Origin of the sequence: Cecembia calidifontis, assembly GCF_004216715.1 — a bacterium.
Classification (GTDB): Bacteria; Bacteroidota; Bacteroidia; order Cytophagales; family Cyclobacteriaceae; genus Cecembia_A; species Cecembia_A calidifontis.
Genome location: NZ_SGXG01000001.1, coordinates 2,053,284 through 2,069,157, shown reverse-complemented (window position 1 = coordinate 2,069,157; position 15,874 = coordinate 2,053,284). Strand labels below are relative to the sequence as shown.

The following is a 15,874-nucleotide window of genomic DNA, read 5'->3' as shown; positions in this document are numbered from 1 at the left end:
CAATTAAATTGAGATTCATTTTGATATGCTTTAAACATTACCAAAAAATAGCAACCCCAAAATGAAAGACCTCAAATACCTGCTTGCCTACTCCATACCGCTGTCTGCAGTACTGGCCCTGCTATGGCAGGGATGGTGGTCCTGGGCCACGGTGATTTTGGCCTTTGGTATATTCCCTCTGCTTGATGCTATCTTTCCGGCCTCCACGACCAACTACTCCGAAAGTGAAGAAAAAAGCAGGTTGTCCAACCGCTTTTTTGACATCTTGCTCTACATCTGCGCGCCTATCTGCTTTGTTTTGGTTTATTTCTATTTTAAGACCATACAAAAAGGGGGGTTGGCCACTTACGAATGGCTGGGGCTGACTTTCAGTATTGGCGTAGTCTTAGGCGCATTGGGCATCAATGTGGCGCATGAACTCGGACACCGCGCCAATAAATGGGAGCAGTTTTTGGCAAAGGCGGGTTTACTGACCGTACTTTACCAACACTTTTTCATTGAACACAACAGGGGGCACCACAAATATGTTTCTACGGACAAGGATCCTGCCACCGCCCGAAAAAATGAATGGATATACACCTTTTTTATTCGATCCATCAGCGGGCAGTACTTAAGCGCATGGAAACTGGAAAACGAACGCTTGCGCAAAAAAGGAATGAACACTTTTTCCTGGGAAAATGCAATGATCCGTTTCACTGTTTACCAAACTGCCTACCTCCTTGTTATCGTGGGCTTTTTTGGTTGGAAGATGCTTCCCTATGCTGTGTCCATAGCATTGATCGGGGTACTTCTATTGGAAACCATCAATTATATCGAACACTATGGCTTGAGAAGGAAGATACTTCCGAGCGGAAGGCCTGAGCGGGTACTTCCCAAGCATTCCTGGAATTCTGACCATGAAATGGGAAGGATTGTGCTTTTTGAACTGACCAGACATTCAGACCATCACTATTTAGCATCCAGAAAATACCAAATCCTTCGGCACATGGAGGAAAGTCCGCAATTGCCTACCGGATATCCAGGAAGCATGCTGATGGCTTTGGTACCGCCGCTTTGGTTTATGGTGATGAACAAAAGGCTGGAAGATCAAACCCGTCAATTGGAGCTCGCTTAATTTAAAATTCCAAAAGCTTGTAAAAGCTATAAAACGAACCTATTATTTTATAAGTGGTTATATATGTCAATAAAAATCGACTTCCACTGTAAACGAAATCTACTTAGTAGATCAGGGGAGGAATGACGACGGACCGGGCTGGCTCTAGCCTTGCGGGCTGATAGGATTCCGTCGTCTTGATCTTTTTGGTTACTTTTTGTATCAAGACAAAAAGTGACAAAAGAAAGTAACCCTTCAATTTACTCAGACGGGTTGAAGTGTAATATTTATTTATGCCAGATAAAGCCAAGTAAAATGGAGTTAGCATTAGAGTTTCTATTACTCGGCCCGAAAGTTATTACTCATACTAAATCATAATTTGGTTTAAATTTACCTGAAATGATTAAAGCATTATTCAGTTTTTTCTTACTAACCTTCCTGAGCCAATTCAGCCATGGCCAGGAAAAAAGGTTTAGTTATGGCGCCAACAATGCCGAGGCATTGAAGTATTATGAACAAGGTTGGGAATACATTTTGGACAAAGGAAAATGGCAAAAAGCGGAAGATGCTTTCAGACTGGCGGTGGCTTTAGACCCGGATTTTCACTTAGGCTGGAGCCAAGTGGGTAGAATCAGTCATGTTCCCGAAGAAAGGGCTGCCATTTTCACCAAACTCCAACAACAAAAAGAAAAATTGAATGACTGGGAAAAAGACTTATTGGAGGTGTATCTCACCAGCCTGGAAATCATCGATGCCAGGGACAGGGGCATTCCGAATACACCCGAAAAAGTTCAAAGTTTTTACCGGATCTCAGAGCAACATTTTTCGGAATTCCTCAAACATTATCCTTATGAACGGTACGTACATGCAGAATACATTGAGGTGATCCATGGAATTTACGGCGCACAAGCAGGTTTGGACAGTTTGGAAAAACACAGGAAAAATGGGAATGAATTAATCCCCTTTCTTATCAGTTACCAAGCCCAATTATTGTCAGAAACCAAGCAATTTGAACTGGCCCTCAAAACCGCCCTTCAACTGGAAAAACGCCTTGACAATCCCGATTTACCCATTATTCCTTTTACCTATGGGTACATCGCTTTTGAAAAAGGGGAATATGAAGTAGCTGCCATGCTCATCGACAAAACCCTAAACTTGGACCCTAAACATGTTATTGCCCAACGCCTCCAAAAAAAGATTCATGATCAATTAGGAATCTCTGAAAATTAATATCAATCCATATCTTAATATCTATAAATATCCGATTTCGCTCATTTGGTAAAATTTTTTGACACAAGGCTCTAACTTGCCCTCTCCTTCCAAACCCCTTTCCTTTTAAACACAAACCGAAACATATACTTCAAAAACACCCAAAAAGCAGACAAATTGGGCTTCGGACCCTTACCTTCCCCGATCCGCTCCAACTGCTCCCTGTACCAGACTGTTTCCATTACACTCATACGGTCAATAGGCCCAAAGCCGGTTTTAACTTTTTGAATGATTTGGGATGGATTTTTACCCTGCAAGAGTTTCTTGGCAGCATCAGGTTCGATAGCCAATAAACGGGCCAAACCGACCATATCCACATCTCCGGATTCAATGGCTCCAGCCATCCCTTGATAGGTTTTAAAACCTCCTGTCAGGACCAAAGGAACATCGACTGATTTACGGACCTTAACCGCAAAATCCATAAAGTAAGCCTCTCTTTCCAAAGTACTTTGACTGGCCTTACTCCCTACCATGGCGGGGGCCTCGTATGTCCCTCCTGATATTTCAATCAGATCAATTCCCATGCCGGCCAAAACGCGAATGGTTTCCAAGGATTCTTCTTCCGTAAAGCCCCCTCTTTGAAAGTCTGCAGAATTCAGCTTAATACCAACCGGAAAATCATGACCTACGGCTTTCCTCATCGACCTGTAAACCTCTACAACAAATTTTCTGCGTTTTTCGGGACTACCTCCCCAAGCATCTTCCCTTTGATTGTGCTTTGGAGATAAAAATTGACTGACCAAATAACCATGTGCCCCATGAATCTGCACTCCGGAGAAACCGGCTTTTTTAACTATTTCAGCAGCTTTTCCAAACCTGTCAATAATCTCCCAAATTTCTTCCTCTTTCAATTCTCTTGGGGTTTCAAAGAAGGCCTGCATGTCCTTGCGAAAGGGAATGGCAGAAGGTGCCACATTTTCCCTATTTAGTCCTTTCGGGGCCTGCTTGCCGGGATGATTCAGCTGCACCCAACAATGTGTATTATTCAGCTGGGCCTGCTCGGCCCAAAACCGCAGGGATGCTAAATTTCTTTCATCTTCGATGACCACATTTCCAGGTTCTCCCAAAGCCCTCTGGTCCACCATTACATTGCCCGTAACACATAAACCAATCTCTCCTTCTGCCCAGATCCGGTACAATTTGGCCAAAGAAGGCTTGGGAGCCCCTCCCTTTTCGCCCAAACCTTCACTCATAGCAGATTTAAAAATTCTATTTTTAATGACTGCCCCACAGGGAAGTGTGAGGGGTTGATCCAAAGGATTCATAGATTTTGTGTGGTTTGGAGGTAAAGATATTTGACTAAATACTTAAAATAAATTGGAAACGGAAGGAGCAAGCGTACCATTTTACATGGATCCAATATCTAATCATATCCAATATCATAAATATCAGACCTACTTAGAAAATGAAAATTGCAAAGAACTATTCCTTCCATTTGCCCCTTGCATTTTATTTATTCCCCATACATCCTATCCATTTTTGAATTTTATCCCGCACACCAACCAACTCTTCCAATTCAAACGCCATATCCCCCATGTTTTCCATCAATTTTTCAGGGACTGATGCCGCTGAAGCTTGTAATGCTTTCCCCTCTTGGGTCAGGTAGATCAATACTTTTCTTTCATCATCCTTCGCCTTTTCCCTTTTGATCAGACCCATGGCTTCCATTCTTTTCAACAAGGGCGTAACCGTATTGGTATTCAGGATGAGTTTATCGGAAACAGTCTGAACCGCCACGCCATCTTTTTCCCAAAGCACCAGAAGGACCAGGTACTGTGGATAGGTAATCCCCAATTTTTCCAGATAAGGCTGATACGCCCGGGTGATCAACCTGGAGATGGCATAAAAGGGAAAACAAATCTGGTTCTCAAGTTTAAGCTGTTCCATGGTCTCGTACAATGGAATGGATCAACATCATTCCCTTAGCCCAGTTTCTTACTTAAATAAGCGTCTATGGCTTCAGGCTTGGTAATTGGAGAAAAACGCTTGACCGGCCTTCCTTTTTCATCTATCAAAAACTTGGTAAAGTTCCATTTGATCCTTGAACCCAATATACAGCCCAACTTGCTTTTCAGGTACTTGAAAATCGGATGGGCATTATTGCCATTGACATCCACCTTGGAAAACATTGGAAAAGTCACCCCATAATTCAGGACACAGCCTTGGGCGATGGATTTTTCATCACCTGGCTCTTGATTGCCAAATTGATTACAGGGGAAACCCAGGATCACCAATCCTTTGTCTTTGTACTTTTCGTAAAGTTTTTCCAGGCCCTCGTATTGTGGGGTCAGGCCACATTGACTGGCCGTATTGACCACTAGGATGGTTTTTCCTTTAAACTCCTCCATGGATATTTCTTTACCCTGAAGGGTCTTGGCTTTGAAATCATAAAAGGTAGGTCCCATCATCCAATCAGATTAATTTTAACATCCACATTTCCCTTAATGGCCCTGGAGTAAGGACAGCTTTCATGGGCAAGGTCCAGTAATTTCCTTGCTTCTGCTTCTTCCAGTCCATTGATCTCAACATCCAAAGTCACATCCAGGTCCCAAGCCGTAGGCGTTCCCTGAATCAGGGCCACATGTGCCGTGACTTTAGAAGAAATGGCCAACCTTTGGCTCTTGGCAATGTAATTCAGGGCATTGTCAAAGCAGGCTGCATAACCGGCCGCAAACAACTGCTCGGGATTGGTATAAGCACCCCCTACCCCACCAAAAACTTTGGGTAAGCGCACCTCAAGGTCCAATACACCATCAAGGGACTTAACCCTCCCATTTCTTCCGCCGACTGCATAGGCGGCAGTTTCAAATAACTTTTGCATATAGTTTTTTATTTATATCGCACGCGATATAACAACAGGGTTTGGCAGGAAAATGTTTTTATAATGACAATTCTTTTTAATAAAATTAGAATCAAGTCATCCATCAGCAAAAGGACAGCTACTCAAATATGCCTCTCCCTTGTCATTTCGAAGGAGGAACGACTGAGAAATCTAAGGGCTTCAGTTTAGGGTTTTGAGATTTCTTCCCGCAATGCTGCGGGACAGGCTTCTGCGTTCGAAATGACAAAGAAAAGTCTTTGCTTAAAGTTACCCTGCTTGGGAAGGATAACTTTTTCTTTTTTGAATCAATACGGAAACAAAGCCATCCATCAGCAAAAGGCCAGCTATTTAAAAAAGCCTATCCTTGTCATTTCGACGACTAGGAACGAGGAGGAGAAATCTCTGTCATTCTGTTTTATTCCATAAAATAGATTTCTTCCCGCGTTCGAAATGACAAGGGAAAGCCTTTGACATTAGCAACCCATCTGAGCAATGAAAGCCTTTTCCCCTTTGCCCAAAAAAATCAATGCCCCCAATCATACCTGTCCATTTCTTCTAAACAGGCTTTCAACAATAGAATGCTATTGGCAATATCCTCTTTATGTGCCATTTCAATGACCTGATGCAAGTGCCTGGTCGGAATGGAAATGGCCCCTGCAATGGCACCCTGCTTTCCCATTCGCTGCACACCTGCCGTATCGGTACCACCTGCCGTCAAAATTTCCGGCTGCCATTTGATGCGGTGATTGTCAGCCGTCTGCTTCATGAAAGCCACCATCCTGTAATCACAGATAGTGGAGGCATCCATGATTTTGATCGCTGTTCCTTTACCTAATTCGGTTATTTTTTCGTGTGGCTGGGCGCCCGGAACATCAAAAGCAATGGTCGTATCCAAAGCAATACCAAAATCCGGATTGATGCCATGTGCGGCCACATTGGCTCCTCTCAGCCCAACTTCTTCCTGCACTGTAAAGGTAGCATGTACATCATAAGCAGGATCCTGCAGATTTTTCAAGGTTTCTATCAAAATGTAAACCGCGACCCGATTGTCAATGGATTTGCAGTTGACACAGTCCCCCATTTCTATCAACTCCCTATCCCTGGTAATGGTATCTCCAATGGAAATATACTTCTCCACCTCCTCCTTGGTCATCCCCAGATCAATAAAAAAATCAGTCGTTTGCGGCAATTTATTTTTTTCCTCAGCAGTCATGACATGGATAGGTTTACTTCCCATGACACCCACTAAATCCTTTTTCCCGTGAACGATAACCCTTTGGGCAGTAAGTGTTTTGGGATCAAATCCGCCCAAGGTATGAAATCTGACAAACCCCTTATCATCAATATGGGTGACAATGAACCCGATCTCATCCATATGGGCAGCCACCATGATTTTTTTACCTCCCGGATTTTTTTTAGATCTTTTAACAGTAATCACATTCCCCATATTGTCCGTTTTGACCTCATCTACCCATGGACTGACCAACTGGACTACTAAATCCCTGATTCGTTTCTCATAGCCCGGAGCACCAGGGGTTTCACAGATTTCTTTCAAAAGGTTGACATTGATTTCCATATTTGGATTTTTTCGGTTATGATCTTAAAGCCTCAATTTGGGGAAATTTTCCCCACTCAATTTTTTTTCAAAAGAAACAACCAGAGCCACAAAGGATCATTCTGGTACAGTTTTTTCTTATAAAATTAATCCAAATTGGCAGAATTTTAAAGGAAAGCCTATAATCAAATTGATTTATGCAGATAATATTGGTGCTCTTAGGCGCATTTGTTGTATTTATTTTAAGTACGCTTACCGGTGGAGGAGCAAGTTTATTGTTGATGCCATTAGTGGCATGGGTAGTGGGGGTGAAAGCAGTAGCCCCGGTAATGGCCATTAGTATCGGTATGAGCAGTACCTCCAAAGTCTTCTTTTTTCGGAGATACATCGATTGGAAACTCTTCGCTTGGCTTTTCCCTTCGACAATCATCGGTTCCATTTTGGGAGCGAGGATGTTTGCTAGTCTTTCTTCTGATTATTTACAGATTCTAATCGGCTTGCTGTTGATATCTACCGTTTTTCAATGGAATAAAACGGAGAAAAGGACCGGCTGGAAAGTCAAAGCCTGGCATTTCGCACCTATGGGACTGGTGGTTTCTTTCCTTTCAGGCTTGATCGGAGGAGTAGGACCATTGATGAACTCCGCATATTTGAATTATGGGATGAGTAAAGAGTCTCTGTTGGGCACTAGAAGTGCCAATGCCATCCTGCTTCATATCACCAAAATTATCAGCTATGCCTATTTCGGATATGTGACCGGTGAAGTGGTCAAGTACGGGCTATTGATAGGGGTATCATCAATGATTGCGGTTTATTTCGGCAAACTCATCCTTGCCAAAATGTCTGAAATGATCTTCAGAAAAATTGTCGTGGCAAGTATGGTACTCAGTGGGATTTTAATGATATGGAAAAACAGGGAATTTATCATTGACTGGGTTGCCATGATCTGATCTCAAGACGTGTATGATGAATCTCTGTTTTCAAAAAAATGAATTGAAGCAAAAATTATTCTGATATATGAAATTATCGATTTCAAAAAATGTGCATTTAGTGGAACCTGGGGACTTTGAGCCCACAGACCATTGGTATCCACAGGTTCTGAATTCAAATATCCATCCCTTGGTTGCCTATTTTCTGAATCTTTCCCACGAGCAAATGGTGGAAAGATACCATCGACTGCACCCCTCCTCCGACGCCGATGCCATCATGGAGATCCTTAAATACCAACCGCAATATTTCAAATGGGCAGGTACAGACCTGATGCATGTCACTAATCTTGAAGGAAACAGAAGGCTTACGGTCATCGAAACCAATTCCTGCCCTTCCGGTCAGAAATCCATGCCCCTCCTGGATCTCAATGTGGAGCAGGGAGGATATAAAAGATTGATTGAAAAAACATTTAAACCCCTGGTTGACAACGGAAAAGAAGAGGGATCCCTCGCGGTCATTTATGACAAGAATCCCATGGAAAATATAGGTTATGCAGCTACCATTGCCGATATTTTTGGCGAAAACGTCTACTTGGCCAAATTTGAAAAAAATGATCAGGACCCTCCTGCTAAATTCTTTGATAACAAGCTCTGTATCAAAAATGAAAAAGAAGCATGGACTCCAATCAGGGCTGCCTTTCGTTATGTCACCCAAGAACCTTGGACAAGAATCCCTAAAAACTCCAAAACCCTCCTACTTAACCCCATCGAAGCCTGTCTTGCGGGGGGTAGAAACAAAGAGGTAGCAAGCCTTGCTTATGATGAATTTAACGAACAATTTACTCAAAGGGGAATCCAGATTTTCACACCGGAGACTTACAGGAATGTAAGCTATCAGGACTTACCTCATTATTTTGAAAAACTTGGCGGAAGTATGGTTATCAAAGTCCCTGATTCCAATGCAGGACAGGGGGTCTATACTATAATCAGTAAAAAAGAACTTGATGAAGCTTTGGGAAAAATCAGTGCCAAAGATCGATATCTGGTCCAGCAACTGATCCACAGCAACTACAGTAAAGGGCTTGACCCTGAAAAATCCTGGTATCATGTAGGCACCATCCCTGATAACAAAGGAAGGTCCTTTGCATTTGACCTTAGGCTGATGATGCATGCAACAGAGGAAGGCATAAGACCTCTGGCAGTTTATTCCCGAAGATCGAGATTTCCGCTCAACCAAAACCTTCCTGAAAATATGAACTCCTGGGAAGTGTATGGAACCAATCTTTCCATCAAAGGAGAAGATGGTTGGACTTATGCAGATGAAAGGCTGATGCTTTTTGACATCAGGAATTTTGGACAGTTGGGACTGGGAATAGATGAACTTATAAAGGGATTTGTCCAAAGTGCCATGGCTGTCTATGCCATTGATCAAAATGCCATCAAAACCTTTGGTGACAAACGATCAAATCTTTAATTTAACCCTGTAAGCCCGCAAAAGATGGATAAGAAAATATTGATAGTTGAAGACGATGTTGTATTCTGTAAACTTCTCACCAGATTCCTCAGGAAAAATGGATTTGAAGTGATGGACGCCCAATCAGGTAAAGATGCCCTTGAGCTTGTCAATCTCAATACTTTTGAATTGGCCGTGCTGGACTACAGGCTTCCTGATATGACTGGGATTGAAATCCTCAGGGAAGTAAAAAGAAAAAATCCAAAATCCAAAATAGTCCTAATTACCCGTTATGGAGATCAAGATGTAGCTTCAAAGGCCATTGATTCAGGCGCGGATGCTTTTATTTCCAAACCGATCAATCCTGATGAACTGCTCCAGGTTATTCTTGGATTTGAATAAAAAAACCGCTTGATTTTCAAGCGGTTTATATCTATCAATAAGCCCTTACAGCTTTCCCTTCCATAAAATTGGCAAAGGCCCTGTTAACTACCCTCATGCCACCGGAAGTGGGATAGTCTCCTGTAAAATACCAATCACCCAGATGGTCCGGGATACATTTGTGAAGGTTATCTACTGTCTGGTAAATGACTTTGACTTCTGCGCGGATTTCAGGCGTGGTGATAATCTCGGCGATTTTATCCGAGATTTCCTGGTCAGTAAATGGAGCATACAATGCCTTGACATAATTTTCTGTCAATATCTGTTGGGTAGTACATTTTTCATATACTTCCTCCATCATGTAGGACATGCCTTTCTCTTTCAATAACTCTACTGTTGCCCTGAAAGCGATGAATTCCTTCATTTTGGACATGTCAATACCATAACAGTCGGGAAACCTGATCTGTGGTGCAGAAGAAACTATGACAATCCTTTTTGGATTCAGTTTATCCAAAGTGGTTAGAATACTCTTTTCCAAAGTCGTACCCCTGACGATACTGTCATCAATCACCACCAAAGTATCTATACCGGCCCTTACTACTTCATAAGTCGTGTCGTAAACATTGGCCACCATGGCATCTCTGTCAGAATCATTGGTGATGAAGGTCCTTAATTTCACATCTTTGCTGACCAGCTTTTCTACCCTTGGCCTGAAACTTAACAAAGATTCCAAGTCTTCAAGGTGAGGCTTTCCATCGAGTAGAACTTCTTTTCTTTTGGCGCACAAATAATCTTCCAAACCCTCAATCATACCCAAAAAGGCTGTTTCCGCAGTATTGGGGATATAAGAAAACACTGTGTTTTTTAGGTCAAAATCTATGGCCTGAAGAATCTGTGGTACCAGTGCCTTTCCCAGCATTTTTCTTTCCCTGTAAATATCAGGATCTGTTCCTCTTGAAAAATAGATTCTTTCGAAGCTGCAGGATTTTTTCTCCCTGGCAGGCAATATCTCATGCTCTCCGTAGGAGCCGTCTTTATTGATCACCAGCGCATAGCCTGGCTGAATTTCTTTAATTTGCTTGTAATCAATATTGAACGCTGACTTGATAGCCGGCTTTTCTGACGCCACGACAATGATGTCCTCATCGGCATAATAGTAAGCAGGACGGATTCCGGAAGGGTCTCTTACAACAAAGCTGGATCCATTACCAATCAACCCAGCCATTGCATAGCCACCATCAAAATCCCTACAGGACCTTCTAAGTATCCTGGCAACATCCAATTCGTTTTCGATTACTGCGGTGATCTGTTCGTTAGAGTACTGATGTTTGTATTTATCAAAAATCCGCTGATTCTCTTCATCCAAAAAGTGCCCGATCTTCTCCATAACAGTGACAGTATCGGTTTTTTCTTTCGGGTGCTGACCCAATTGGACAAGTTTTCCAAAAAGCTCCTCCACATTGGTCATATTGAAATTCCCGGCCATCACCAGGTTCCTGCTCCTCCAGTTATTTTGCTTCAAAAATGGATGGCAGGTTTCAATACTGTTTTCACCATGTGTCCCGTACCTTAGATGCCCTAACCAAAGTTCCCCGGTGAATGCAATGTTATCTTTGAGCCAATTGGCGTCTAACATAGCCTGATCCCCTCCCTGTTTTCTCGCCTTTTTGTATTTCTTTTGGATTTTTTCAAAGATATCATTCACCGCTTGTGGTTCAATGGAACGATATCGGCTGATATATCTTGTGCCCGGCTTGGTATTGATCTTGATATTGGCAACCCCAGCGCCATCCTGTCCCCTGTTGATCTGCTTCTGCATCAGGACATAAAGCTTATTGGGAATATATTGTGGGGAACCGTATTTATCGATGTAGTATTGCGGATCTTTCCTCAACCTTATCATGGCAATACCACATTCATGTTTGATTTGGTCACTCATTGGGTTTGGGGTGAAATATTCTGATGCTGCAAAGTTAGCTCTTTTTTAGAAGTTTACAGAGCTAATAAATAATTGGTTTACTTTTTATTTTGACAATTGCCTCGAATACCTCGATTGACCTTATGCATCTTCGGTAATTACTCAATGTTTTTCTTTTAAAAACCTGTGTAATAAATCCCCAATGGGGAAATATTCTACAGCCTTCCATTGGAAGAATTGGCCAAAAACCCAGAAAAAAGACTTTTTCCATATTGGCATGACTGATGCAATAATTAATGCATGAAAAAACGAGTAATCATCTTTTTATTGGGAAGTTTCTGGCTACTGCTTGGCATAAAATCTTATCAAAAGCTGCAGGTCAAATCCATGGCGCATACTGAACAAAAAGCGAATCAATTTTATACGGAAGAACTCGAAAGAAAATTCTATACCCCTTGATTGATTCCAACCCAAAGGCCGAAAAATATTCAGATAAACCAACCAACTCTTTCTTAAAAAGGCATTGGAATTATCCCTTTGCCTTATTTTTTTTAGCTTAGTGAAAATTTGGAGTGAAAGATGGCAAAAATACTTTTGATAGAAGACGATCTCAGTTACTCGAGGATTATTCAGAATTTCATGGAAAATAATGGTTTTGAGGTCAGGTCTTCCCAAAAAGTTTCCGATGGAATCAGCATTATACGGTCAGGGTGGCCTGATTTGATAATTACTGATTATAGATTGCCAGATGGAAATGGAATGGAAATTTTAGATTTTACACTCAAAGTACAACCTTCTCTAAAAGTTATCCTGATCACAAGTTACTCTGACATAAGGATTGCAGTGAAAGCAATGAAAATAGGAGCCACAGACTATATCACCAAACCCATCAATCCGGAAGAATTATTGGAATCTGTCAGGGAGGCGTTGATGACCGGAGAAAACCTTGATGCATATGGGGGTTCTGAATCATATCAAAATCAAGAATATATTGAGGGTTCCAGCGACAATGCCAAAAAGTTGGAAGAACAAATAGCCCTGATTGCCCCAACTGACCTGAATGTGTTGATTTTGGGTGAAACAGGTACAGGCAAGGAATTTGTGGCCAAGAAAATCCATCATCTTTCTTCCAGAAAAAACGGTCCTTTTATTGCCGTTGACTGCGGGGCCATACCATCGGAACTTGCCTCCAGCGAACTTTTTGGTCATGTCAAAGGCTCTTTTACAGGAGCCATTGACAATAAGACCGGACACTTTGAAAGGGCCAATGGAGGCACACTTTTCTTGGATGAAGTTGGAAATCTGGGACCTGAAACCCAAATGATGCTTTTAAGGGCTATTGAGGAGAGGAAAATCAGAAAGATCGGTTCCAATACAGAAATCCAAATCAATGCAAGAATCATTGCTGCTACCAATGAACCTTTGAAGGCTGGGGGAATAGATCGCGGATTTAGGGAAGACCTATTCCATAGACTAAATGAATTTTCAATTAGTATTCCATCATTACGGGAAAGAAAGGAAGATTTAAAACGCTTCATCAACTTTTTTATCCATCAAAGCAACATCCGATTAAAAAAATCGGTATCAGGGATTTCTGAAGAAACATTCAGGATACTCCGGGAGTACTCCTGGCCTGGAAATCTAAGAGAACTTAAAAATGTCATCAGAAGAGCCGTCCTGCTTTCTACTATAAATACTTTAACTCCCGATCTTTTACCGATTGAAATTATGGAAACATCAAGGCAAACCCATTCACAGCAAGAAGATGGAAGCACAAAAAGCCTGGAACAACAGGAAAAAGAACTGATTCAAAAAACTTTAATGGAAACCAAATTCAATAAAAGCCAAACTGCCAAGCTACTGGGAATTGATAGAAAAACGCTCTACAATAAAATGCAAAAATATGACCTGACCTAAATCAGGAAACGCCCACATTAAAATCCTCCCTGAGGGTTTCTATCAGTTTATGTGACATGGCCAAAAGTTTATCAACATCCTCCCTGATCATATCTGTGCGGTTTTCTTTGATAGCAGTTTCAATAGACCTGGCCAAAACCCCTTCATCAGCCTTGATTTGGGAAAGGCGGCTTCCTAATTGATGGGTAATTTCCATAATTTTATTGAGGTCATTTTTTGTTATTGCCGCTTCCAGATCCACTAGGTTCTGACTGGTTACCGAAATGATATCTGTAAGCACCTCTGTAAGCATCTCCTCGTCTCCCATACAGAATTTTTCCAGGTCAGAAATGTCATAATTCCCCACCACCCGATGTCCCATAACAGACTGATTGACCAATTCCGGCTGGGCCTTCAATAATGTTCCTATTTTGGAGAGGACAGCTTCTTCTCCAAAGGGCTTCAAAATCAAAGCTTGGAAACCTCTACTTTTCAGGCTCTCTTCTTCTCCAGCAAAAACATTGGCAGTCATGGCTATTACGGGTAGTTCAGCATATTTTACCCTACCTTTTATCATATGAAGGACATCATAACCACTGACCTCCGGCATCTGAATATCCAATATCCCAAGGTCAAAATCCTCCTCCTTGAAATTTTCCCTGAAATCGATACCTCCACAATAGGAAGTGATCTTTGCCCCATTCGCTTCCAACAACATTTTCAGCAATTTGAGACCCACTGGGTCATCATCTACCAAGAGGACGTTTAGGCCTTTTAAAGAAGGAAGAACCGCGATTTGTTGGATTGACCCGGCCGAAACAGCTTCTGAAAGGCCTACCGGTATTTTTACTTCGAATACAGTTCCTTTACCTTCCGCACTGTCAAATACAATAGAACCTTCCTGGAGTTCCACCAACTTCTTGATGATGGAAAGACCTAAGCCCGTACCGCCATATTTTCTCGTTACTGAGGTGTCTCCCTGGTCAAACTCTTTAAAAACCCTTGACTTGACTTCTTCCGACATTCCCATTCCGGAATCTTTGACGCGGATTTTCAGCTGGCCAAGTTCATCATAGGCTATTACCACCTCTACTCCTCCTTTTTGGGTAAATTTGATGGCATTACTCAATAAATTATTTAAAATCTGGTTGATCCGGAGCTGATCTCCTATTAAAAACTTCCCTTCAGGAAGGTCAAATTCCCATCGAAACACCAAGCCTTTTTCAGATGCTTTGAGGGCATAAAAATTCTTGATGGAAAGAAAAAGCTGCATGGGATCAAATGGCTCTTTTTCTATCTGAATCTTACCGGCCTCCAATTTTGAAAAATCCAGGATATCATTGACGATGCCGATAAGTGTACCGGATGCAAAACCGATCATATTGACAAATTCCCTCTGCTGGGCATTCAATTTGGTTTTATCCAAAGCCTCTTGATACCCTTGAATGGCATGAAGGGGATTCCTGATCTCATGACTCATATTTGCCAAAAAGTCCTGTTTGGCTTTGGCCAATTTATCTGAGGCCATCTTAGCCTCTTCCAAACGTTCTCTATATGAATTGGCCTTTTTGACCTCATTCAAGATGCTATAAATAAATCCTACTGAACCTACCACACCGAAAAACACCATTACCGCCAAAATAGTAGAGACAGTATAAGTCAGGCTGTAAGCAGATTGGGTCTTATTTCTGTAAGTAGCCAAAAGATCACCCTGAAGGATAGAAATCAATCCCTGAATCTGGGAAAACACTTCTTTGTTCTTATTGATAAGCCTTTCCTCCAAGCTCACAAAATTTCTTTGGAGACGCTGCTCATCTTTGAACATCTCTGTCATATAAGCCTTTATTGCTTCCAGGGCATTCTCCGTAGATTCTGTATTGGATTTTCCCTGCACCGAAATAGACTGCAATTCTTCCAGGTTTTTGACCATGTCCAATAATTCCTCCTGAAATCCGTCAATTTCAATTGGTTTCATTTCTGACTCTGTCTCTTCTGAATTTTTTTGGGGCAATGAGATGTCCGCTAAAATATCCCTGTTCCTTATCCTGCCCAAAAACTGCATCTCACTCCGCTCCTGTTGCCTCTTGATTCTCCTTTCGATATTTCTTAAAGCTTCCTCACTAAAGGTCCTGCTTGTCAGGTTATACCTCACTTCTTCAAGCCCTGCATATACCACCATCAATTCACTGATATTTAAGCTTATTTTTTCATAATTCCCAAACTCAGTGGAATCTTCGGCATGGGATTTCAACCAATCTAAGCGCCTTTTGATGCTGTTCAGTGTTTCCTCCAAAACAGAATCCTTATCTGAAGTCCTTTCTGTTTTGGACATATCCAAAAGGTAGACATCTGCAAAAAGTCCATTTAGTTGCCTCAATTTTTCATTGGGTTCTGAAAGGTTCTCTACCGTATTCAATAGATTACGGATACTGTAAAAGGTGATGACACTGACAGAAACTACCAAAAAAGCCGACAAAATGAATCCGACGACTACCTTGTTACCTACCTGATATTTTTTGTTTCTTTTTAACAAATGGGGTCTATTTTATAAAAACAGGA

Annotated in this window: 14 protein-coding genes; 7 read left to right on the top strand and 7 right to left on the bottom strand. The window is 41.8% G+C overall.

Features of this window, described 5'->3' with window-relative positions:
• Positions 1-61 precede the first annotated feature (61 nt).
• Together BC751_RS09045 and BC751_RS09040 are read left to right on the top strand one after the other, a co-directional pair.
• A complete protein-coding gene (locus BC751_RS09045; RefSeq protein ID WP_130275266.1) occupies positions 62-1,114 on the top strand; it encodes an alkane 1-monooxygenase in 1,053 nt (350 codons plus the stop codon).
• Between the two features lie 378 nt (positions 1,115-1,492).
• Entirely contained in the window at positions 1,493-2,323 is an 831-nt protein-coding gene (locus BC751_RS09040) for a tetratricopeptide repeat protein (protein ID WP_130275265.1), read from the top strand.
• A gap of 71 nt (positions 2,324-2,394) precedes the next feature.
• Here the strand turns inward: BC751_RS09040 and BC751_RS09035 are convergent, their stop codons facing one another.
• From BC751_RS09035 to BC751_RS09015, 5 genes are all read right to left on the bottom strand, one after another.
• Positions 2,395-3,627, bottom strand: a complete 1,233-nt coding sequence (locus BC751_RS09035) for an NADH:flavin oxidoreductase/NADH oxidase family protein (protein ID WP_130275264.1) — start codon at positions 3,625-3,627, stop codon at positions 2,395-2,397.
• A 184-nt stretch (positions 3,628-3,811) separates the two neighbouring features.
• Positions 3,812-4,249, bottom strand: coding sequence for a MarR family winged helix-turn-helix transcriptional regulator (locus BC751_RS09030; protein ID WP_130275263.1), 438 nt, complete (start codon positions 4,247-4,249; stop codon positions 3,812-3,814).
• A gap of 35 nt (positions 4,250-4,284) precedes the next feature.
• Positions 4,285-4,767 carry a glutathione peroxidase gene (locus BC751_RS09025; protein WP_130277543.1) on the bottom strand — a complete coding sequence of 161 codons (483 nt, stop codon included), beginning with the start codon at positions 4,765-4,767 and terminating at the stop codon, positions 4,285-4,287.
• Complete coding sequence (locus tag BC751_RS09020) at positions 4,767-5,183, bottom strand: organic hydroperoxide resistance protein (RefSeq protein ID WP_130275262.1); 417 nt, start codon at positions 5,181-5,183, stop codon at positions 4,767-4,769. Before BC751_RS09020 ends, BC751_RS09025 begins: the two co-directional genes overlap by 1 nt.
• A gap of 523 nt (positions 5,184-5,706) precedes the next feature.
• Positions 5,707-6,759, bottom strand: a complete 1,053-nt coding sequence (locus BC751_RS09015) for a M42 family metallopeptidase (RefSeq protein ID WP_130275261.1) — start codon at positions 6,757-6,759, stop codon at positions 5,707-5,709.
• A gap of 176 nt (positions 6,760-6,935) precedes the next feature.
• Between BC751_RS09015 and BC751_RS09010 the strand changes: the two genes are divergently transcribed.
• The 3 genes from BC751_RS09010 (at position 6,936) to BC751_RS09000 (ending at position 9,522) form a co-directional block, all read left to right on the top strand.
• Positions 6,936-7,688 (top strand): sulfite exporter TauE/SafE family protein, encoded by a 753-nt coding sequence (locus BC751_RS09010; RefSeq protein ID WP_130275260.1) that lies wholly within the window; start codon positions 6,936-6,938, stop codon positions 7,686-7,688.
• A gap of 67 nt (positions 7,689-7,755) precedes the next feature.
• Entirely contained in the window at positions 7,756-9,141 is a 1,386-nt protein-coding gene (locus BC751_RS09005; protein ID WP_130275259.1) for an ATP-grasp domain-containing protein, read from the top strand.
• Between the two features lie 24 nt (positions 9,142-9,165).
• Positions 9,166-9,522: a response regulator gene (locus BC751_RS09000; RefSeq protein ID WP_130275258.1), complete on the top strand. Its 357-nt coding sequence runs from the start codon at positions 9,166-9,168 to the stop codon at positions 9,520-9,522.
• Between the two features lie 34 nt (positions 9,523-9,556).
• Here the strand turns inward: BC751_RS09000 and BC751_RS08995 are convergent, their stop codons facing one another.
• On the bottom strand, positions 9,557-11,440 hold the full coding sequence (locus BC751_RS08995) for an amidophosphoribosyltransferase (RefSeq protein WP_130275257.1): 1,884 nt from the start codon (positions 11,438-11,440) through the stop codon (positions 9,557-9,559).
• 279 nt (positions 11,441-11,719) lie between these two features.
• Here BC751_RS08995 and BC751_RS21900 point away from each other — a divergent pair, with 279 nt between their 5' ends.
• Together BC751_RS21900 and BC751_RS08990 are read left to right on the top strand one after the other, a co-directional pair.
• Positions 11,720-11,878: a hypothetical protein gene (locus BC751_RS21900; RefSeq protein ID WP_165389818.1), complete on the top strand. Its 159-nt coding sequence runs from the start codon at positions 11,720-11,722 to the stop codon at positions 11,876-11,878.
• A gap of 120 nt (positions 11,879-11,998) precedes the next feature.
• Entirely contained in the window at positions 11,999-13,336 is a 1,338-nt protein-coding gene (locus BC751_RS08990; protein WP_130275256.1) for a sigma-54-dependent transcriptional regulator, read from the top strand.
• Between the two features lies 1 nt (position 13,337).
• Here BC751_RS08990 and BC751_RS08985 read toward each other — a convergent pair whose 3' ends face one another.
• The gene (locus BC751_RS08985) at positions 13,338-15,848 is read right to left on the bottom strand and encodes a hybrid sensor histidine kinase/response regulator (RefSeq protein WP_130275255.1); all 2,511 of its coding nucleotides are present in this window, start codon (positions 15,846-15,848) and stop codon (positions 13,338-13,340) included.
• Positions 15,849-15,874: the final 26 nt, after the last annotated feature.